Origin of the sequence: Streptomyces sp. NPDC046900, from assembly GCF_040644975.1 — a bacterium.
Taxonomy (GTDB): Bacteria; Actinomycetota; Actinomycetes; order Streptomycetales; family Streptomycetaceae; genus Streptomyces.
The window spans coordinates 144,050-164,143 of the sequence record NZ_JBEYXD010000011.1 but is presented as its reverse complement, the minus strand read 5'-3'; the positions used below and the strand labels follow the sequence as shown (position 1 = coordinate 164,143).

15 protein-coding genes are annotated in these 20,094 nt (G+C 71.7%); 13 read left to right on the top strand and 2 right to left on the bottom strand.

Translation table 11 applies throughout. The annotated features are described in order from the left end of the window. Positions 1 to 52: 52 nt before the first annotated feature. Both clpB and ABZ904_RS14300 read left to right on the top strand, forming a co-directional pair. A complete protein-coding gene (gene clpB, locus ABZ904_RS14305; RefSeq protein ID WP_360999921.1) occupies positions 53 to 2,650 on the top strand; it encodes an ATP-dependent chaperone ClpB in 2,598 nt (865 codons plus the stop codon). A 349-nt stretch (positions 2,651 to 2,999) separates the two neighbouring features. Beyond that, positions 3,000 to 3,530 (top strand): YbjN domain-containing protein, encoded by a 531-nt coding sequence (locus ABZ904_RS14300; RefSeq protein ID WP_359395617.1) that lies wholly within the window; start codon positions 3,000 to 3,002, stop codon positions 3,528 to 3,530. A gap of 24 nt (positions 3,531 to 3,554) precedes the next feature. Here the strand turns inward: ABZ904_RS14300 and ABZ904_RS14295 are convergent, their stop codons facing one another. Both ABZ904_RS14295 and ABZ904_RS14290 read right to left on the bottom strand, forming a co-directional pair. After that, positions 3,555 to 4,646 (bottom strand): mannosyltransferase family protein, encoded by a 1,092-nt coding sequence (locus ABZ904_RS14295; RefSeq protein ID WP_360999933.1) that lies wholly within the window; start codon positions 4,644 to 4,646, stop codon positions 3,555 to 3,557. A gap of 266 nt (positions 4,647 to 4,912) precedes the next feature. Then, positions 4,913 to 6,112 carry a pyridoxal phosphate-dependent aminotransferase gene (locus ABZ904_RS14290; RefSeq protein ID WP_361823274.1) on the bottom strand — a complete coding sequence of 400 codons (1,200 nt, stop codon included), beginning with the start codon at positions 6,110 to 6,112 and terminating at the stop codon, positions 4,913 to 4,915. Between the two features lie 354 nt (positions 6,113 to 6,466). Between ABZ904_RS14290 and ABZ904_RS14285 the strand changes: the two genes are divergently transcribed. The 11 genes from ABZ904_RS14285 (at position 6,467) to kynU (ending at position 19,753) form a co-directional block, all read left to right on the top strand. Next, complete coding sequence (locus tag ABZ904_RS14285) at positions 6,467 to 8,434, top strand: SpoIIE family protein phosphatase (RefSeq protein WP_361823271.1); 1,968 nt, start codon at positions 6,467 to 6,469, stop codon at positions 8,432 to 8,434. 966 nt (positions 8,435 to 9,400) lie between these two features. Further along, positions 9,401 to 9,955 (top strand): DUF2617 family protein, encoded by a 555-nt coding sequence (locus tag ABZ904_RS14280; RefSeq protein ID WP_361823268.1) that lies wholly within the window; start codon positions 9,401 to 9,403, stop codon positions 9,953 to 9,955. 79 nt (positions 9,956 to 10,034) lie between these two features. Continuing rightward, positions 10,035 to 11,687 (top strand): polyamine aminopropyltransferase, encoded by a 1,653-nt coding sequence (locus tag ABZ904_RS14275; protein WP_361823265.1) that lies wholly within the window; start codon positions 10,035 to 10,037, stop codon positions 11,685 to 11,687. Between the two features lie 79 nt (positions 11,688 to 11,766). Beyond that, positions 11,767 to 12,723: an SRPBCC family protein gene (locus ABZ904_RS14270; RefSeq protein WP_361823262.1), complete on the top strand. Its 957-nt coding sequence runs from the start codon at positions 11,767 to 11,769 to the stop codon at positions 12,721 to 12,723. A gap of 64 nt (positions 12,724 to 12,787) precedes the next feature. Next, positions 12,788 to 13,576: an aldose 1-epimerase gene (locus ABZ904_RS14265; RefSeq protein WP_359395633.1), complete on the top strand. Its 789-nt coding sequence runs from the start codon at positions 12,788 to 12,790 to the stop codon at positions 13,574 to 13,576. 47 nt (positions 13,577 to 13,623) lie between these two features. Then, the gene (pyrE, locus tag ABZ904_RS14260; RefSeq protein WP_359395635.1) at positions 13,624 to 14,196 is read left to right on the top strand and encodes an orotate phosphoribosyltransferase; all 573 of its coding nucleotides are present in this window, start codon (positions 13,624 to 13,626) and stop codon (positions 14,194 to 14,196) included. A 138-nt stretch (positions 14,197 to 14,334) separates the two neighbouring features. Beyond that, complete coding sequence (fbaA, locus tag ABZ904_RS14255; RefSeq protein ID WP_359395637.1) at positions 14,335 to 15,366, top strand: class II fructose-bisphosphate aldolase; 1,032 nt, start codon at positions 14,335 to 14,337, stop codon at positions 15,364 to 15,366. 119 nt (positions 15,367 to 15,485) lie between these two features. Continuing rightward, the gene (locus tag ABZ904_RS14250) at positions 15,486 to 16,985 is read left to right on the top strand and encodes an MFS transporter (RefSeq protein WP_361823258.1); all 1,500 of its coding nucleotides are present in this window, start codon (positions 15,486 to 15,488) and stop codon (positions 16,983 to 16,985) included. Between the two features lie 173 nt (positions 16,986 to 17,158). Beyond that, positions 17,159 to 17,572, top strand: coding sequence for a DUF3151 domain-containing protein (locus ABZ904_RS14245; protein ID WP_359395641.1), 414 nt, complete (start codon positions 17,159 to 17,161; stop codon positions 17,570 to 17,572). A gap of 146 nt (positions 17,573 to 17,718) precedes the next feature. Then, positions 17,719 to 18,567 (top strand): tryptophan 2,3-dioxygenase family protein, encoded by an 849-nt coding sequence (locus ABZ904_RS14240; RefSeq protein WP_359395644.1) that lies wholly within the window; start codon positions 17,719 to 17,721, stop codon positions 18,565 to 18,567. Next, entirely contained in the window at positions 18,560 to 19,753 is a 1,194-nt protein-coding gene (gene kynU / locus ABZ904_RS14235) for a kynureninase (protein ID WP_361823255.1), read from the top strand. Before ABZ904_RS14240 ends, kynU begins: the two co-directional genes overlap by 8 nt. The last annotated feature ends 341 nt before the right edge of the window (positions 19,754 to 20,094 follow it).

Genomic DNA, 20,094 nt, shown 5'->3' with positions numbered 1-20,094 from the left:
GACCTGGAAGAGAACGTCTGAGCGCGGCCGACGCAAGGAGGAGAAGGCGAACGTGGACGCGGAGCTGACCAACAGGAGCCGGGACGCGATCAATGCGGCCAGTAACCGGGCCGTGTCCGAGGGCCACCCGGACCTCACCCCCGCCCATCTGCTCCTCGCGCTGCTCGAGGGGCAGGACAACGAGAACATCATCGACCTGCTGGCCGCCGTCGACGCCGACCAGGCCTCCGTGCGGGCCGGTGCGGAGCGCGTACTCGCCGGTCTGCCCAGCGTGACCGGCTCGACCGTCGCGCCGCCCCAGCCCAACCGCGAGCTGCTGGCCGTGATCGCCGATGCGACCCAGCGCGCCAAGGACCTCGGTGACGACTACCTTTCCACCGAGCACCTGCTCATCGGCATCGCCGCGAAGGGCGGCGCCGCCGGGGACGTACTGTCCCGGCAGGGAGCGAACGCCAAGAAGCTCCTGGACGCATTCCAGAAGACCAGGGGAGGACGCCGGGTGACGACCCCGGACCCGGAGGGCCAGTACAAGGCGCTCGAGAAGTTCGGCACCGACTTCACCGCCGCCGCGCGCGACGGCAAGCTGGACCCGGTCATCGGCCGGGACCAGGAGATCCGCCGCGTGGTGCAGGTGCTCTCCCGCCGCACGAAGAACAACCCGGTGCTGATCGGTGAGCCCGGCGTCGGCAAGACCGCCGTCGTGGAGGGGCTCGCCCAGCGGATCGTGAAGGGCGACGTGCCCGAGTCCCTGAAGGACAAGCGGCTGGTCGCGCTGGACCTCGGCGCCATGGTCGCGGGTGCCAAGTACCGCGGCGAGTTCGAGGAGCGCCTGAAGACGGTCCTCGCCGAGATCAAGGACTCCGACGGCCAGATCATCACCTTCATCGACGAACTGCACACCGTCGTGGGCACCGGCGCCGGCGGCGACTCCGCCATGGACGCCGGCAACATGCTCAAGCCGATGCTGGCCCGCGGTGAGCTGCGCATGGTCGGTGCCACGACCCTGGACGAGTACCGCGAGCGGATCGAGAAGGACCCCGCGCTGGAGCGGCGCTTCCAGCAGGTGCTGGTCGCCGAGCCGACCGTCGAGGACACCATCGCGATTCTGCGCGGGCTCAAGGGCCGGTACGAGGCGCACCACAAGGTGCAGATCGCGGACAGCGCGCTGGTCGCGGCCGCCACCCTCTCGGATCGGTACATCACCTCCCGCTTCCTGCCCGACAAGGCCATCGACCTGGTCGACGAGTCGGCCTCGCGGCTGCGTATGGAGATCGACTCGTCCCCGGTCGAGATCGACGAGCTCCAGCGCGCCGTGGACCGGCTGCGCATGGAGGAGCTGGCCCTGAGCAAGGAGACCGACCAGGCCTCCAAGGAGCGGCTGGAGAAGCTGCGCCGCGACCTCGCCGACAAGGAGGAGGAGCTGCGCGGCCTGACCGCCCGCTGGGAGAAGGAGAAGCAGTCCCTCAACCGCGTCGGTGAGCTGAAGGAGAAGCTCGACGAGCTGCGCGGCCAGGCCGAAAGGGCCCAGCGCGACGGCGACTTCGACAGCGCGTCCAAGCTGCTGTACGGCGAGATCCCGGCCGTCGAGAAGGAGCTGGAGGCGGCCTCGGAGGCCGAGGAGGAGGCGTCCAAGGGCACGATGGTCAAGGACGAGGTCGGCCCCGACGACATCGCGGACGTCGTGGCCTCCTGGACCGGTATCCCCGCCGGACGGCTCCTCGAGGGCGAGACGCAGAAGCTGCTGCGCATGGAGGACGAGATCGGCAAGCGGCTCATCGGCCAGGGCGAGGCCGTGCGCGCGGTGTCGGACGCAGTGCGTCGCAGCCGGGCCGGTATCGCCGACCCGGACCGCCCGACCGGCTCGTTCCTCTTCCTCGGCCCCACCGGTGTCGGCAAGACCGAACTGGCCAAGGCGCTGGCCGACTTCCTCTTCGACGACGAGCGGGCGATGGTCCGCATCGACATGTCGGAGTACGGCGAGAAGCACAGCGTCGCCCGGCTGGTCGGCGCGCCCCCCGGGTACGTCGGCTACGAGGAGGGCGGACAGCTCACCGAGGCCGTGCGCCGGCGCCCGTACAGCGTGGTGCTGCTGGACGAGGTGGAGAAGGCCCACCCCGAGGTCTTCGACATCCTTCTCCAGGTACTGGACGACGGCCGTCTGACGGATGGTCAGGGACGCACGGTCGACTTCCGTAACACCATCCTGGTGCTGACCTCCAACCTCGGCAGCCAGTTCCTGGTGGACCCGCTGACCAGCGAGGAGGAGAAGAAGGAGCAGGTCCTCGAGGTGGTCCGGGCCTCCTTCAAGCCCGAGTTCCTCAACCGGCTCGACGACTTCGTGGTCTTCTCGGCGCTGTCGAAGGCCGAGCTGAGCCGGATCGCCCAGCTCCAGATCGACCGCCTGGCCAAGCGCCTGGCCGAGCGGCGCCTGACGCTGGAGATCACGCCCGAGGCGCTGGCCTGGCTGGCGGACGAGGGCAACGACCCGGCGTACGGCGCCCGCCCGCTGCGCCGCCTGGTCCAGACGGCTATCGGCGATCGGCTGGCCAAGGAGATCCTGGCCGGCGAGATCAAGGACGGCGACACGGTCCGGGTGGACACCTTCGGCGACGGGCTGATCGTGGGCCCGGCGTCCGGCAAGACGCTCTGAGCGTGGGCGCCGGACCCCGGCGCGGGCCTGTGGACGGACGAGGGCGGTGCCTCCGCCCTCGTCCGTCCGACGTGATCTCCCACCTCGCCGACGTGGGGCAAGGCGTCGGGAACGGGTCGTCCCGGTCCTCCGTGCACGCGTACACGGAGGATGACCACAGCGGACACACCGTCGCGAAAGCCGCGCACAGCCGCCGACGGATCGTGCGGACATGCTCCGCCTCCACACCGCCGGGCGGCGGCGAGCGGTCGGATCCTGTCCGCCCCCGGCGGACACACCGTGCCCGGGGTTGCCACCCCCCTCCCCGCATGGGGGAGGATGGCGGAATCCGTACGAAGGGAAGAACACGGTGAGCATCGACCCGTCCTCGATTCCGAACTTCGGGGGCCAGCCCGAACCGCAGCCGCAAGGACCGGCGGGCCCCGTGGTTCCGGATCAGGACCTCGTGAAGCAGCTCCTGGACCAGATGGAGCTCAAGCACCTCGTCGACGAAGAGGGAGACCTCGTCGCGCCGTGGGAGCAGTTCCGGACATACTTCATGTTCCGCGGCGAGGCCGACCAGCAGGTCTTCTCGGTACGCACGTTCTACGACCGGCCGCACAAGATCGATGAGAAGCCGCAGCTGCTGGAGTCCATCGACGACTGGAACCGGCGCACCCTGTGGCCCAAGGTCTACACCCACACGCACGACGACGGCACCGTCCGCCTCATCGGTGAGGCGCAGATGCTGATCGGCACGGGCGTCAGCCTCGAGCACTTCGTCTCGTCGACCGTCAGCTGGGTGCGGGCCGCCATCGAGTTCGACCGGTGGCTCGTCGAGCAGCTCGGTCTTGCGGAGGACGTCGACGACTCGGAGAAGCCCGAGGACGACGAGGAGTAGATCCGGCCGGCAGACCAGACCCGGCTAGAGGGGCGACCGGGCCAGCACCACGACATACGCCCCATAGATGAACGAGAGCCCGGCCAGGGCGCTCGCCACCACGGTGGCGTGCCACGGCCGGGCTCTCGCCGTCCGCACCAGTGCCCGCGCCACCACGATCAGCAGCGGGAACGCCGGCAGCAGGAAACGCGGCTTGCACTCGAAGAACCCGGAACCGCCGAGCGCGACGACCAGCAGCACGCCGCTGTAGACGACCAGTGGCAGCGGGGCCCGGTCGGCGAGGAGCAGCGCGAACAGCACCGCGCTCACGGCGGCGATCGCCAGCGCCATCGGGAAGAGCACACGGCTGCCGTGCAGCATCATGTGCTCGGCGAACCGCAGCGATCCCTGGCCGAAGTCGAAGCGCGACCCCCACAGTCGCTGCACGGTGAAGTAGCCGCCGAACAGGTCGTGCCTGCGGTGGCCCACCCACAGCACATAGCCGGCCCAGCCGAGGGGTGCGAGCGCCGCGCCCATCCACAGCCTGTGGGAAACTCCCCGCCCGCGTCTGAGCCACACCTCCTGGGCGGCCGCCGCGAGGACCGCCGCCGCGACCGCGAAACCGTTGGGCCGGGACAGCCCGGCGAGCGCCGCGAGCGTCCCCGCCCAGATCCAGCGGCCGGTGAGGGCCGAGTACAGCGACCAGGCGGCGAACGCGGTCAGCAACGGCTCCGTGTAGGCCATCGACAGCACCACGGAGTGCGGGAGGAGCCCCCAGAGGGCGACGAGGACGATGGCCACGGCGGGGCCGTACAGCCGCAGGCCGAGCTGGTGGATGCCGTACGCGGCGACCGCGGCGGCCGTCCAGGACACCAGAAGTCCGGCCGTGATCCGGTCGAGCAGGCCGAGCGTGGTCAGGGCGCGGATCAGCGCCGGGTACAACGGGAAGAACGCCAGGTCGCTGTGGATGCCGTGGCGGGTGTGCTGGGTGAGCCCGTAGCCGTGCGTCGCGATGTGCAGGTACCAGACGGAGTCCCAGGAGCGTCCGAACAGGAGCAGGGGCCGCTTGCCCGCGGCCCGGGCGACGACCACGAGCACGAGGCCGCCGCACAGCCGGGCGGCCACGAAGAGCCCCAGGGCGGTGAGGGCCGAGGCCGGTACTCGCCGCTGTCTCCGCTCGGCCGGCCGGACACGGTCGCGGTTGTCCGTGCCCCTTACGGAAGGGGCCGGAATGGTGCTGGCGTGGGTCACACCCGCACCATGCGTCGGTCACGACCGTTTTGCGAACCTTGCACGGCCGTGCGGACGGGAAATCCCACGCCTGGGGGTGCACTCGGTTGACGGCCAGGGGTGCCACGGGCTACGGGGCGGCGAGCCGGGTATCCGGCATGCGGCCGGCGGTCTCAGCCGGCGAGGGCCTTGAGCCGCTGGGCGGCCTCCTCCAGGACCTCCACGCGCTTGCAGAAGGCGAAGCGGACGAACGGGGCCCCGGCCTCGCGGTGGTCGTAGAAGACCGCGTTGGGGATGGCGACGACGCCCGCCCGCTCCGGCAGGGTGCGGCAGAAGGCGAAGCCGTCGCTCTCGCCGAGGGGCCGGATGTCGGTGGTGACGAAATACGTGCCGGCCGTCCTGAAGACGTGGAAGCCCGCCTCCGCGAGCCCGGCGGCGAGCAGGTCCCGCTTGGCCCGCATGTCCTCCCGGAAGTTCTCGAAGTAGGTCTCGGGCAGGGCGAGGGCCTCGGCGACGGCGTACTGGAACGGGCCGGACGACACATAGGTCAGGAACTGCTTGGCCGAGCGCACCGCCGTGACGAGCCCGGGCGCGGCGGTCACCCAGCCGACCTTCCAGCCCGTGAAGGAGAAGGTCTTCCCGGCCGAGCCGATCGTGACGGTCCGCTCGCGCATGCCCGGGAACGTGGCGAGCGGCACGTGCTCGGCGTCGTCGAAGACCAGGTGCTCGTACACCTCGTCGGTGATCACGAGCAGATCGCGTTCGACGGCGAGGGCGGCGATCGCGCGCAGTTCCTCGCGGGTGAGCACGGTGCCGGTCGGGTTGTGCGGAGTGTTGATCAGCAGCAGGCGGGTGCAGTCGGTGACGGCGTCGCGCAGTTCGTCGAGGTCGAGCCGGAAGCCGCCACCCTCCTCGTGGTGCGGCCGCAGGGTGACCGGTACGCGCCTGCCTCCCGCCATCGCGATGCAGGCGGCGTAGGAGTCGTAGTACGGCTCCAGGGCGATCACCTCGTCGCCGGGCTCCAGGAGCGCCAGCAGGGTCGCCGCGATGGCCTCGGTGGCGCCCGCGGTGACCAGCACCTCGGTGCCGGGGTCGTACGACAGGCCGTAGCGGCGCTGCTGGTGCGCGGCGATCGCCTCGCGCAGTTCGGGGATGCCGGGGCCCGGCGGGTACTGGTTGCCGCGCCCGTCGCGCAGCGCCCGTACGGCGGCCTCGCGGACCTCCTCGGGGCCGTCGGTGTCGGGGAAGCCCTGTCCGAGGTTGATGGACCCCGTGCTCACCGCGAGGGCCGACATCTCGGCGAAGATCGTCGTCCCGAACTCGGCGAGCCGGCGGTTGAGGAGGGGGCGTGCGCTCGAGGTCATGGCCGCCATCCTGCGCCCAAGCTCTGGATTTCCTCAACTCACCTTCACGGACGGCCGTCCGCGCCGGAACCCGAAGCACCGCCTCCGAGGAGGGGAGAGTCGTCGTGGGCTGCCGTCATCCGCCGTCGCCGGCCACCCCCCGGACGGCCCACAGCCGGCCTGGCGCGCACACGTCTACGGAGGCCGGTGCCGGGGTGCTGTACTCCGCTCCTGTACCGCAGGCCACCGTCAACCGTTTTCTGCGGTTCCCCGTCGTCGCCACTCGTCGCAGGGCGGTCAGACGCACCCCTCACCGAGAAATCGCCACAAAATGCGCGAACATAAGGGAAGAGGCTGTTTCGGTATGTGCCAGGGAGCCACTGGATGGACGCCTCGGACGAACTTCTTCACAGGGATGACCCGTCGGCTCTCTTGACGATGGGCGGTGCCATCCACAGCCTCAACGCGGCGATGGCCACGGCGCTGGGCAGGCCGGCGGAGCAGTGCCTGGGACGCGACTTCGGCGATCTGTGTCCCGCGAGCCAGCGGATGTCGGCCGGGATTCTCGTGGCGACCGCCGCCAGGACGGAGACGGTCGCGATGCGGGTGCTGGAGTTCCCCGGGCCGGGCGGAGCATCCGTCGCCTGCTTGCTCCAGGCGCAGCCGGTGAAGGATCCCTCCACTGACGAGCATCTGGTCTGGGTGCATGCCCTGGACGCGCGCAACGACCTGGCCAGCCTGCTGATCCCGTTCCGGCTGGCCACCGAGGCCTGCGACCTCGGCCTGTGGATGTACTCGCCCGGCGAGCAGCAGATGGAGTGGCTCAGTGGCCTGCCCGCCCTGGTCGCGCTCTACCCGGATCCCACCGCGCCGCTCTCCCGAGTGATCTCGGCGGTGCACGCCGACGACCGGGAGGACTTCCGGCAGCTGCTGCGCTCGGCCCCCGCCCAGCCCCTTTGGGTGAGGCTGTGGTATCTCACCCCGCACGACGGCTGGCACCACCTGGCCGTTCAGACCCGCCGGATCCAGCTGGGGTACGGCGGCCCTGAACGGATCTTCGGGTTGATCCGCGACGACACCAAGCAGGAGGAGCGCAAGAAGAAGGCGCAGGCCGCACTGACCGCCGAGCGGCAGCGCGCCAAGGAGGTCGCGGACTTCTCCTCCGCCTTGATCACCGCGGCCACGGAGCAGGAACTGCGGCAGGTCGTCCTGACCCGGCTCGCCGCGACCTTCGCCGCCAGGGGTGCCCTGCTCGCACTCGTCGACGACGGCCGCCTGAACGTCTCCTCCGACGCCGGGATATCCATGCGGGAAGCCCAGGCCCGGCAGGGCATGCCGCTGGACCATCCCAGCGCGCTGCCCGAGGCGATCCGCACCGGCAAGCAGCTCTTCATCACCGGGCGTGAGGACTACATCCGCCGCTGGCCGCACGGGGTCGGATATCCGCGGCTCGGCCGGCTCGGCTCCGACTACACGGTCTCCGTCACGCCCCTCAGCGAGACCGGCGATCCGCCACTGGGGGCGTGGATGGTGTTCTACGGCAGCGGACACCGCCCCTCGCTTGAGGAGCGGACCCTCATGGACACGCTGGCCGACCTGGCAGGCCAGGCGCTGCGGCGCATCAGACTGCAGCAGACACGCGTCGAGCTGGCCACGGCCTTGCAGCAGACCATGCTTCCCATGCTGCCCGAGCACCTCCCGGGCCTGGAGGTCGCCGCCGGCTACCGGCCGAGCCGGGACGGGCTGGACATCGGCGGGGACTGGTACGACGCCTTTGTCATGCCCGACGGCGCGATCGCGCTGGAGATCGGCGATGTCCAGGGGCACGACGTGGACGCCGCCGCCTTCATGGGGCAGGTCCGTTTGTCCATCCGTGCGATCGCCGCCCAGGAACCGGATCCGGCAGCCGTGCTGACCCGTACCAACAAGCTGCTGACCACGATGGATCCCACACGATTCGCCAGCTGCACCATGCTGCAGGTCGATCCGCACGACGGACGGGTCACCGGCACCAGCGCGGGCCATGTGCCGGTGCTGTGCGCGCACAGGGACGGCAGCCACGAGGTCCGTGAGCTGCCGGGCGGGCCGGTCCTGGGAGTCGTGCCCGGTACCGAGTACCGCGAGGGGACCTTCACCCTGGGCGAGGACAGTGCGCTGGTCATGGTCACCGACGGGGTGGTCGAGGGACCGGGCCTGACGCTGGAGGCCGGACTGGAGCGAGCCGGAACACTGGCCGCCCAGGCCGTCCACGAAGGGCTGAGCGTCGAGGAGACCGCCGACCGCATCCTCGACGCGGCGGTCGCGGTCGACCACCTCGACGATGTGGCCGTGCTGGTCATCCGACGCACATGACGACGCCCGCGTCTTCACGCACCCTCTCTGCGGACCCCTCTGCAAGGTCCCTTCTTCGGTGCAGGTCAGGGGCCTTTTTCGCGTCGTGACCCTCAGAATTTCCTCAACTCTGCTTTGGCGTGGGGAGCGTGGGGGCATCCCCCGTGCACCCAGGAACACACAGGGGCCCACGGGGGGCCGGTCCGGGGGTTCGAAAGGGGGACGGTGCCATGGTCTTCGGTATCGGTCTGGCGATCATCTGCATCGCTTTGGTCGCGCTCATCGTGGCCGGCCGCAGGAACGGGAAGGCCCGTTCGTCGCGCGGGGCGCGGGGGGCGTCCTGGCGCCGCGGCGGCAGCGACAGCAGCTGGTGGGCGGCCGGGGCGGCCTCGGCGGGCAGCGAGTCCTCCTCGGGCGGACACCACTCGGGCGGCCATCACTCCTGCGGCGGTGGCCACTCTTCGTGCGGCGGCCACTCGTCCTGCGGGTCGTCGTGCGGCGGGGGCGGATGCGGCGGAGGCAGCTGACACGGGGCAGCCCGGCTCCGCGGGGGAGACGCGTCCGCGGTATGCCGAGTGCCCGCCGGGGCTAGTGCGGCGGGCACTCGGCATATCACCCGACCAGGGGGCGTGACGGCGCACGTCATCGGCGCTTTGTCTTGGGCGCGCGCTCACGGCCTCCCGGCGGAAACGCCTCCGACCTGCGGATCAACGCTCCAGGCGCACGCCATAGTTGAACAATTGCGCTGCTGAGCCCCCGGTGGGATGGAAACCCTACGAACTTGGGTAAAAACGCTGTTGCGGCGCCACAGTTCATGATTCCCTTTCAACTATCAACGCAGCCCCTGGACGCCCGTCCTGAAGGCGTTCTGCCCGTCCGGGCCGACCCGGACGGCGCGCCGACCGGCTGAGCCGGCCGAACCTCCGGTGCCGACCGGGGAGCGCCGGCACCCCTCCCCGTTTTTTTGCGTGCTAGCGGAGCCGATCCATGCTCACGACCCTGAACACCTCCTACACCGACACGCGCGCGGCCGACCTCGCCTGGACCCTGGGGCGCGAGCCGCTCCCGGCGCTGGCCACGCTCGACCTGGAACTCGAGGACACACAGCTTCAGTTGAGACTGCTCGGCGCGTCCCACCAGGTACTTCTGGAGGAGGAGCGTGGCACGTGCTCGGAGACGGTGGCGTGCATCGCGGGCTCCAGCACACCCCTGCCCCTGGGCGTCGCCAAGCGGCTCGGCGACTGGGAGTACGAGTTCGCGGCACGGGTCGAGGTGCTGTCTCCCGGCTCCTTCGCGGGCCGCGCCCAGGAGCTGCTGGCCCTGGTCTCCGACCATCCCCACGGCCTGGCAGGCGTCTTCCCGGGCAGCCCGCACGCGTTCACGGCGATGCTGGCCCAGCACCACGAGGGCCAGGTCCACTGGCGCACCTGGCACGCGTACCCGCAGGACGGGCAGTTGGTGGCGACGCGGACCCGGGTCGGGGTGAAGGTGCCGGCCCGGCCGGGTCCCACCCGGTCCCGGCTGAGCCCCTCCGGAGTGTGAGGAGAGGTCACGTCGTGCCGGGCATTTCCACACGTGTGGGTGACGAGGCCCAGCGCAGGTGTGACGTAGCGTTCCGACCGTGATCGAACCGCACGCGCCCGCACCCCTCGGGGTGCCACGGCCCAGGGGCGAGGGCGGCCAGAACCGGTCGCGGCTGCCCGTACGCCCCGGCACCGGACGGTTCCTGGTGCTCGCCGGCGTGTTCGTCTGTGCGGCCTGCGGTCTCGTGTACGAACTCGAACTGGTCGCCCTGGCCTCGTACTTGATCGGGGACTCGGTCACCCAGGCCTCGGTCGTGCTCTCGGTGATGGTCTTCGCGATGGGCGTCGGCTCACTGGCCGCGAAACGGCTCCGCTGTCGTGCCGCGGCCGGCTTCGGCGCGGTGGAGGCGGCGCTCGCCCTCGTCGGCGGCTGCAGTGCGATGGCCCTGTACGCGGTCTTCGCCTGGACCGGCGACTGGGGTGGCGTCTGGTCCGGCGGGCCGCGCTGCCTGCTGGTCGCCTTCTCGCTGGCCATCGGCCTGCTCATCGGTGCCGAGGTCCCCCTGCTGATGGAGCTGATCCAGCGGATCCGCCGCCAGGACGCGGGCGGGGCGGTGGCCGATCTGTTCGCGGCGGACTACGTGGGGGCGCTGGTCGGCGGGCTCGCCTTCCCCTTGCTGCTGCTCCCGCAGCTCGGTCAGCTGACCGGCGCCCTGCTCACCGGCGCGATCAACGCGGTCGCGGGCGGCGCCCTCGTCCTCGGCCTGTTCCGCCGCGACCTCTCCCGCCGCGGCCGCAGGCTGCTCCTGGTCGTCAACCTCGTGGTGCTGGGCGTGCTCGCCGCGGCGGCCGTCCTGGTCGACGACTTCGAACGAGCGGCCCGTCAGGCGGTGTACGGCGGCCATGTGCGGGTCGCGGTGCACAGCGGCCTGCACGAGGTGGTGCTGAGCGGTGGCACCCACGGCCGCCCGCTGGCCCTGTTCCTCGACGGACGGCTGCGGGTGAGCGGCCTTGACGAGCGCCTCTACCACGAGGCGCTGGTGCACCCGGCGATGAGCGGCGGCCCGCAGGCGCGCGTGCTCGTCCTCGGCGGCGGCGACGGCCTCGCGGCGCGCGAGGTGCTGCGCCATCCGGGAGTCTCACGGGTCGACGTGATCGAGCCCGATCCGGCGGTGGTCCGGCTCGCCCGCCGCGACCCGGCGCTGTCCGCGCTGAACGGTCACGCCCTCGCCGACCCGCGTGTCCATGTGTGCACGGCGGACGTGTTCCGCTGGCTCAGACATACCCGGCGCACCTACGACGTGGTGATCGCCGACCTCCCCGACCCGGGCAGCACGGCGAGCACGAAGCTGTACTCGCAGGAGTTCTACGGCCTGTCCCTCCGCGTGCTCGCGCCCGGTGGCCGGCTGGTGGTGCACGCGGGCCCGGTGACCTCCCGCCCACGCGTCTTCTGGACGGTCGAGGCGACGATACGGGCGGCCGGGCTGCGCACGGCCCCGTACCGCGTCGGCGGACGCGCCTCCGGTCCTACGAAGGACCCCGGCCGCTCGCCCGGCGCGGCCGCCGCACCGGGCGACTGGGGCTTCGTGCTCGCCGCCCGTACCCGTCCCGTCCTGGGCCTCGACCCGGACGCCCCCCGCCCGCGCACGCTGACCGAGGCGTCCCTGCGGGCGGACGCACGGGGGGCGGCCCGTACCCGGGTGCCGGGACTGCCCCCGTCGACGCTGGTGCATCCCAGGTACGCCGGCTGAGCCCGCCCGGTTCCCCGGCCGGGACAAAACCCGTGATGCAGGGGTGCGGTTCGGGCCCTGCTGGGTAGGCTCGGCTGGTATGGAGTACGAGGTGTTCGTTCCGGTTCCTGCCGAGCGGCTCAGTGAGGCGCTGGCCGATCCCGCGCGGCTGGCCCGTGGGATCCCCGGGCTCCAGCGGGACGCGGACACCGGGCGGGTCGCGGGCCGGCTGAAGGTGCGCGTCGCCGGCCACACGATCACCTACCGCGGCGCTCTGCGGGTCACCGGACAGGACGACGGCTCGTACGCCGTGGAGGCCGAGGCGACGGAGGCCCGGGGCACCGGCACGGTGAAGCTGTCCCTGACCGTGCGCCTGCTCCCGGCCGAGGGCGGCACGACCGTCGCGTTCTCGGGCACGGCGGCCGCCGACGGCCGGATCACGGAACTGCCCGGCGATGCGGTGGCCTCCGCGGGGGCCCGGCTGCTGGGGCGGTTCGCGGAGGGCCTGGCGGCGGAGCAGGCCGATACGGCCGCGGAGTCCGCCGGGGGCAAGGAAACTGACGGGCCGTCGGAGAAGCCGGTGGCCGAGGGGCCGCAGGACACAGCGGGTCAGGCGCCCGCCGGGAAACCGGAGGCCGCGTCGCGGGAGACGCCCCCCGCCTCGCAGGACACCCCGGAGGCGGCCGTGGAACCCCCTGCCGTCGCCCCGTCGGTCCACGACGCCGAGATCCCCCCGTCGTCCCTCGATCCCTTCGCCGACGACGACTTCGCCGACGAGGACGACTTCGTGGACGAGGACGAGCCCGAGGAGGGGCTCGTGGTCGACGGCTTCGACGTGGAGGGCGAGCCGCCCGCGGAGGCGGCACACGCCCGGCGCACCATGATCGGCCGTAGCGCGGAAGAGGTCGACCACGCGCCCCCGCGTGGCCGCTATGCCCCCGTCCCCGCCCCCGAGGCCATGTCGGCCGGTACGACCCTGCGCTGGGCGGCCCCGGCGGCGGCCCTGATCGTGGCCTCCGCCATCGTGGCCGGCCGGATGCTCCGGCGCCGCCGCTGACCCGCGGGCCACGGCACACCGGCGCCGTCGCACGCGCTCTTGATCGGCCCAGTAGGGTCGCCTCGTGAGTAACGACGAGATCACGTTGACCGCGGGAGACGCGGAGGTCGCGCTGGCACCCGGGAACGGCGGACGCGTGCGGAGTCTGCGCGTCGGCGGTACGGAACTGCTGCGGCAGGGCGAGCGGTTCGGGTGCTTCCCCATGGTCCCCTGGTGCGGCCGGATCCGGGACGGCATGTTCCGCGACGGCGGCACGGTCCACCGGATGCCCCTCAACTCGCCGCCGCACGCCATCCACGGCACCGCGCGCGACGGCGCCTGGCGCGTGGCGCGCGCCGACCCCGCCGAGGCCGTCCTCACCTACGACCTGGTCGCCCCCTGGCCCTATCCGGGCCGCGTCACCCAGCTCGTCACGCTCGCCGAGGACTCACTCACGCTCACCATGTCCGTGGAGACGTACGACTCCTCGTTCCCGGCCCAGATCGGCTGGCACCCCTGGTTCAACCGCACCCTCGACGGCCAGGACGCGCGCATCGACTTCAGCCCCGCCTGGCAGGAGGAGCGCGGTGAGGACCATCTGCCCACCGGCAACCGCATCGACCCGCGGCCCGGCCCCTGGGACGACTGCTTCGGGATGCCCGGCGGCGTCGACGTCACCCTCACCTGGCCGGAGCGGCTGGAACTGAGGGTCACCAGCCGTGAGGAGTGGGTGGTGGTCTACGACGAGCAGTCCGAGGCGGTGTGCGTGGAGCCGCAGACGGGTCCGCCGAACGGTCTCAACACCCTTCCGCGGCTGGTCACCCCCATCGAGCCGCTGGAGGCCACGACGACGTGGACCTGGCGCCGTCCGTAGGCTCGGGGGAGTCCGGGGGGGTCGGGGGCGCGCTTAAGCTGACTCGTATGAGTGATGTCTACGCAGGAACGCCGTCAGGTGCGCGCACCGCGCTGCTGCAGCAGATCAAGGACAAGGCCGTGGTGCACGGCAAGGTGACCCTCTCCTCGGGCCTGGAAGCCGACTACTACGTCGACCTGCGCCGCATCACCCTCGACGGCGAGGCCGCCCCGCTGGTGGGCCAGGTGCTGCTGGACCTGACCGCCGACCTGGACTTCGACGCGGTGGGCGGGCTGACCATGGGCGCGGACCCGGTCGCGGCAGCCATGCTGCACGCGGCGGCAGCACGCGGCCGGAAGCTGGACGCCTTCGTCGTGCGCAAGGCCGCCAAGGCCCACGGGCTGCAGCGGCGGGTGGAGGGCCCGGAGATCGAGGGGCGCCGCGTCCTGGTCGTCGAGGACACCTCCACCACCGGCGGGTCCCCGCTCACCGCGGTGGAGGCGGTGCGCGAGGCGGGGGCCGAGGTGGTCGCCGTCGCGACGATCGTCGACCGGGCCACGGGCGCGGCCGAGAAGATCGAGGCGGGAGCCGGGGTCCCGTACCGGTTCGCGTACTCGAAGGACGAACTGGGGCTGGACTGACGACGAGGTCATCCACAGGCTGGACAGGGTGTCCGAAGCATCCGGTCCCGTCTGGGAAGATGGGCCCGACGATGACGTCGCACCCTAGGTCAGGGCCGTAAGTACGCAGAACGCACCCGCACATACAAGGAGCGGACCATGCCCATCGCAACCCCCGAGGTCTACAACGAGATGCTCGACCGGGCGAAGGCAGGCAAGTTCGCCTACCCGGCCATCAACGTGACCTCGTCCCAGACCCTGCACGCTGCTCTGCGCGGCTTCGCGGAGGCCGAGAGCGACGGCATCGTCCAGATCTCGACGGGCGGCGCCGAGTTCCTGGGCGGCCAGTACCAGAAGGACATGGTCACCGGCGCCGTGGCCCTGGCCGAGTTCGCGCACATCGTTGCCGAGAAGTACCCGGTCAACATCGCCCTGCACACGGACCACTGCCCGAAGGACAAGCTCGACGGGTACGTACGTCCGCTGCTCGCGATCTCCGAGGAGCGCGTCGCCCGCGGCGAGAACCCGCTCTTCCAGTCCCACATGTGGGACGGATCGGCGGAGACCCTCTCCGACAACCTGAAGATCGCTCAGGAGCTGCTGGAGCGCGCCCGCGCCGCCAAGATCATCCTCGAGGTCGAGATCACCCCCACCGGCGGTGAGGAGGACGGCGTCTCGCACGAGATCAACGACTCCCTCTACACCACGGCCGAGGACGCGATCCGCACAGCGGAGGCGCTGGGCCTCGGCGACAAGGGCCGCTACCTGCTGGCCGCCTCGTTCGGCAATGTCCACGGCGTGTACAAGCCGGGCAACGTGGTGCTGCGCCCCGACCTGCTGAAGGAGCTGACCGACGGCGTGGTCGCCAAGTTCGGCCTGCCGGCCGAGAGCAAGCCGTTCAACTTCGTCTTCCACGGCGGTTCGGGCTCCAGCAAGGAGGAGATCCTGACGGCGCTGGAGAACGGCGTGGTCAAGATGAACATCGACACGGACACCCAGTACGCCTTCACGCGTCCGGTCGCCGACCACATGCTGAAGAACTACGACGGCGTCCTGAAGGTCGACGGCGAGGTCGGCTCCAAGAAGGCCTATGACCCGCGTACCTGGGGCAAGCTGGCGGAGGTGTCGATGTCCAAGCGCGTCATCGAGGCCTGCGACAACCTCCGTTCCGCGGGCACGAAGATCAAGTAAGACCGATCGCCCGGGTGCGCGCCCGGCGGCCCTCCGCCGCCGCCGGGTCGCGCGCCCGTCCCGTGGCCGCCGCCGGAGCGGGTCTGGTCCGGCGGCAGCGGACGCGGGATGATCCGAACATGGCCACCACCGCACAGCAGGTACCCGCCATAAGGATCGGCTCCGCGCAGGGGAAATGGATTCTCCTGACGACCGTCCTCGGCTCCAGCATGGCCCTGCTGGACTCCACCGTCGTCAATGTCGCCCTGCCCCGCATCGGCAAGGATCTCCATACGAACCTCGCCGCCCTGCAGTGGACCGTCAACGCGTACCTGGTCACGCTCGCGGGTCTGATCCTGCTGGGCGGGGCCCTCGGAGACCGCTTCGGCCGCCGCAAGGTCTTCGTCGTCGGAGTCGTCTGGTTCGCGAGCGCCTCCCTCCTGTGCGGCCTCGCCCCCCATCCGGGTGTCCTCATCGCCGCCCGCGCCCTGCAGGGCATCGGCGGCGCCCTTCTGACCCCCGGCTCGCTCGCGCTGATCCAAGGCTCCTTCCACCCCGACGACCGCGCACGCGCGGTGGGACTGTGGTCCGGGTTCGGCGGTATCGGCGCCGCCGTCGGTCCCTTCCTCGGCGGCTGGCTCGTCGACGGGCCGGGCTGGCGCTGGGTCTTCCTCCTCAACGTCCCGCTCGCACTGCTCTGCGCGCCCATCGCCGTCAAGCACGTACCGGAATCCGCGGATCCGCGCGCCCACGGCCGTTTCGACGTCCTCGGTGCCGCCCTCGGCGCCCTGGCCCTCGCCCTCGTCACCTACGCCCTGATCGAGGCCCGCGGCGGCTCCGTGGCCGTGCCCCTCACGGCGATCGCGGGCGTGGCCGCCGGAGTCGCCTTCGTGTACGTCGAAAGGCACCGTGCCAATCCGATGATGCCGCTCGACATCTTCGCGTCCCGCCAGTTCACGGCCGTCAACCTGGTCACCTTCTGCGTCTATGCGGCGTTCGGCGGCTTCTTCTTCCTCACCGCGCTCCAGCTCCAGGTGGTGGCGGGCTACTCGCCGCTGCGGGCCGGTACGGCCCTGCTGCCCACGACCGTGCTGATGCTGCTCCTCTCCTCCCGCTCGGGCGCCCTCGCCGAGCGCATCGGGCCGCGTATCCCGCTCACCGTCGGTCCCCTGCTCTGCGCGGGCGGCATGCTGCTCATGCTGCGCGTCGGCAAGGACGCCTCGTACGTCGCCGACGTACTGCCCGCCGTGCTCGTCATGGGCGCGGGCATGGTCACGCTGGTCGCCCCGCTCACCGCCACCGTGCTCGCCTCCGTGGACACCGGCCGGGCGGGCCTGGCCAGCGGCATCAACAACGCGGCGGCCCGCGCGGCCGGTCTGATCGCCGTGGCCGCGTTGCCGCTCCTGACCGGAATGGGCCCGGAGGCGTACCGCTCGGCGGACGCGTTCGACGCCGCCTTCCGCCGGGCCATGCCGCTGTGCGCGGGCGTCCTGGCGGCCGGCACGGTCCTCGCCTTCGCGACCGTCCGCCGCCCGGTGCCGCACTGCTGCCGACCCGAATGCCACACCCACGGCTCCGTGACGGCGCCGCCGCTGGAGCCGCAGCACAGGGCCACGGACCCCGGCGAGAAGCCGGCTTGATCGTCCGCCCGCCTCACCCGGTGCACCGTGGGCGGCGGCGCGGGGGCGACGACGCCGGCCGGCGGCCGGACGGCGCACCGTCTGCGGCACCTCCCGGACCTGGCGGAACCTTCCGTTCCTGAGGGACCTGCGCAACCGGCACCGATCAAGGCCGATGCCTCACACTGGACCCCATGACCGTTCACGAGAACCTCCTCGGGGGTCCGCCCCCGACCCACCTGCCGGACGACCCGGGGCCGCGCGAGCTCCTTGCGAGCGGCACGGCGCCCGCCGACGTCGCCGCCAAGCACCCCTCCTCCTCGCTCGCCTGGGCCCAGCTGGCCGACGACGCGTTCGAGCGGGGCTCGGTCGTCGAGTCGTACGCCTACGCGCGTACGGGCTACCACCGCGGCCTGGACGCCCTGCGCCGCAACGGCTGGAAGGGCCATGGCCCCGTGCCCTGGGAGCACGAGCCGAACCGCGGCTTCCTGCGCGCCCTGCACGCCCTCGCGCGCGCCGCGCAGACGATCGGCGAGCAGGAGGAGTACGAGCGCTGCACGCAGTTCCTGAAGGACTCCTCCCCGACGGCGGCCCAGACGCTCGGCTAGCCCCGAAGAGTGCCAAGGCCCGCCTGTGACCAGGCGGGCCTTGCGATGTCCGGGTGTGTTGCGCAGGATGCGGGTGGGGACCGGGGCCCCCGTGCCGGCATCGGCAGGGGCGGACCGCTACCCAGAGCACACATCAGGAGACAGGGATGTCCCACAAGGCTCATCAGTCCGAGGAGACTCAGGAGCCCGAGACCCCGCATCTCGACTTCCAGGGCACGACTCCGTACGAGGACTACGTCAAGGCGGATGTGCTCACCCATCTCCAGCACACCCTCTCCGAAGATCCCGGGGAGATGGTCTTCCTGGTCACGACCCAGGTGATGGAGCTGTGGTTCACGGTCATCGTCCACGAGTGGGAGACCGCGGCGCGGGCTCTGCGCGAGGACCGGGTGCCGGTGGCGATCGACGCGCTGAAGAGGTCCGTGCGGGAGCTGGAGGCGCTGAACGCGTCCTGGCGGCCGCTCGGCCAGTTGACCCCGGCCCAGTTCAACTCCTACCGCTCCGCCCTCGGCGAGGGCTCAGGCTTCCAGTCCGCCATGTACCGCCGTATGGAGTTCCTGCTCGGCGAGAAGTCCGCCTCCATGCTGGTCCCGCACCGGGGCGCGCCGCGTGTCCACGCGGAGCTGGAGAAGGCCCTGCACGAGCCGAGCCTGTACGACGAGGTGCTGCGGCTGCTCGCACGGCGCGGACACGCGATCCCGGACACCGTGCTGCGCCGTGACGTCTCCCAGCGCTACGAGCCGTCGGCCGAGGTCGAGGCGGCGTGGGTCGCCCTCTACTCCGGGGATCCGATGGACGAGCTCGCGCGGCTGGGCGAGACGATGACCGATGTGGCCGAGCTGGTCTGGCGCTGGCGCAACGACCACCTGGTGGCCACCCGCCGCGCGATGGGCGCCAAGTCCGGCACGGGCGGTTCGGCCGGCGTGGCCTGGCTGGAGAAGCGGACGCAGAAGAACGTGTTCCCCGAGCTGTGGACGGCGCGGTCGTATGTCTGAATCCATCCTGAGAGCGCAGAAGCTGGACGCGGCCGACGAACTGGCCGCACTGCGCACCAAGTTCGTGCTCGACGAGACCGTCTACCTGGACGGGAACTCGCTGGGCGCGCTGCCGGCCGCCGTGCCGGAGCGCATGCAGGATGTGGTCCGCAGGCAGTGGGGGTCACTGCGGATCCGGTCCTGGGACGAGAGCGGCTGGTGGACGGCGCCGGAGCGGATCGGCGACCTGATCGCGCCGCTGGTCGGAGCGGCGCCCGGGCAGATCGTGGTGGGCGACTCGACCAGCGTCAACGTCTTCAAGGCACTGGTGGCGGCCGTACGGCTGGCCGCGGAGGGCGGCGAGGGCCGGGACGAGATCGTGGTCGACGCGACCACGTTCCCCACGGACGGGTACATCGCCGAGTCGGCGGCCCGGATGACCGGCTGCACCCTGCGCCCGGTGCCCCCGGCCGAGGTGCCCGGAGCCCTCACCGGACGTACGGCGGCGGTGCTGCTCAACCACGTCGACTACCGCACGGGCCGGCTGCACGACCTGCCCGGGCTGACGGCCGCCGTGCACGCGGCGGGCGCCGTCGCGGTCTGGGACCTGTGCCACAGCGCGGGTGCGCTGCCGGTGGGCCTGGACGAGCACGGGGTCGACCTGGCGGTCGGCTGCACCTACAAGTACCTGAACGGGGGCCCCGGCTCGCCCGCGTACCTGTATGTACGGCAGGACCTGCAGGAACGCTTCGACTCCCCGCTGCCGGGCTGGAACTCGCACGCGGAACCCTTCGGCATGCGGCCGGCCTACGCACCGGTGGCGGGCGCCCTGCGCGGTCGTGTCGGCACCCCGGACATCCTGTCCATGCTCGCCCTGGAGGCGGCGCTGGAGGTGTGGGACGGCGTCTCGATCGACGCGGTGCGCGCCAAGTCGCTGGCGCTCACGGACTTCTTCCTGGAGTGCGTGGCGGCCTACGTTCCCGAGGGCGCGGTGGAGTCACTGACCCCGGCCGGGCACGCTGAGCGGGGCAGTCAGGTGGCGCTGCGGTGCCGGGACGCCGGGACCGTGATGAAGCGGCTGATCGACAACGGCGTGGTCGGCGACTTCCGGCCGCCGGACGTGCTGCGCTTCGGTTTCACGCCGCTGTACGTGGGATTCGCGGACGCCGAGCGTGCGGCCAGGATCCTGGCGGAGACACTGTCCTGAGAGAGGGACGGGTCCGCCGGGCCTGTCCTGCTGACCCTGAGGGGGCGTGTCCTGACTGCGGGGCGCGCCCGTCCTCACAGACGGCGTCGTCCGTGATCGGCCCTCCCGGCTGCCCAGTGGTACGCCGGGGAGGCCGTGCGGCGGAGTTCGGTGGCGTCAGGCGTGACAGTCGGGCGGGCGGGGGCGAGCATGGAGGCACCGGCGGGTCTCCGCCGGGGGCCGGTCGGCGTGTGGTCTCGGCATCCGTGCCTGGCAGGGGAGCGGGCCCGGCGGATCCGTGTGGTTCCGGCATCCGTGCTGGGCGTGGGAGCGTGTTCGGCGGATCCGTGGGGTCTCGGTAC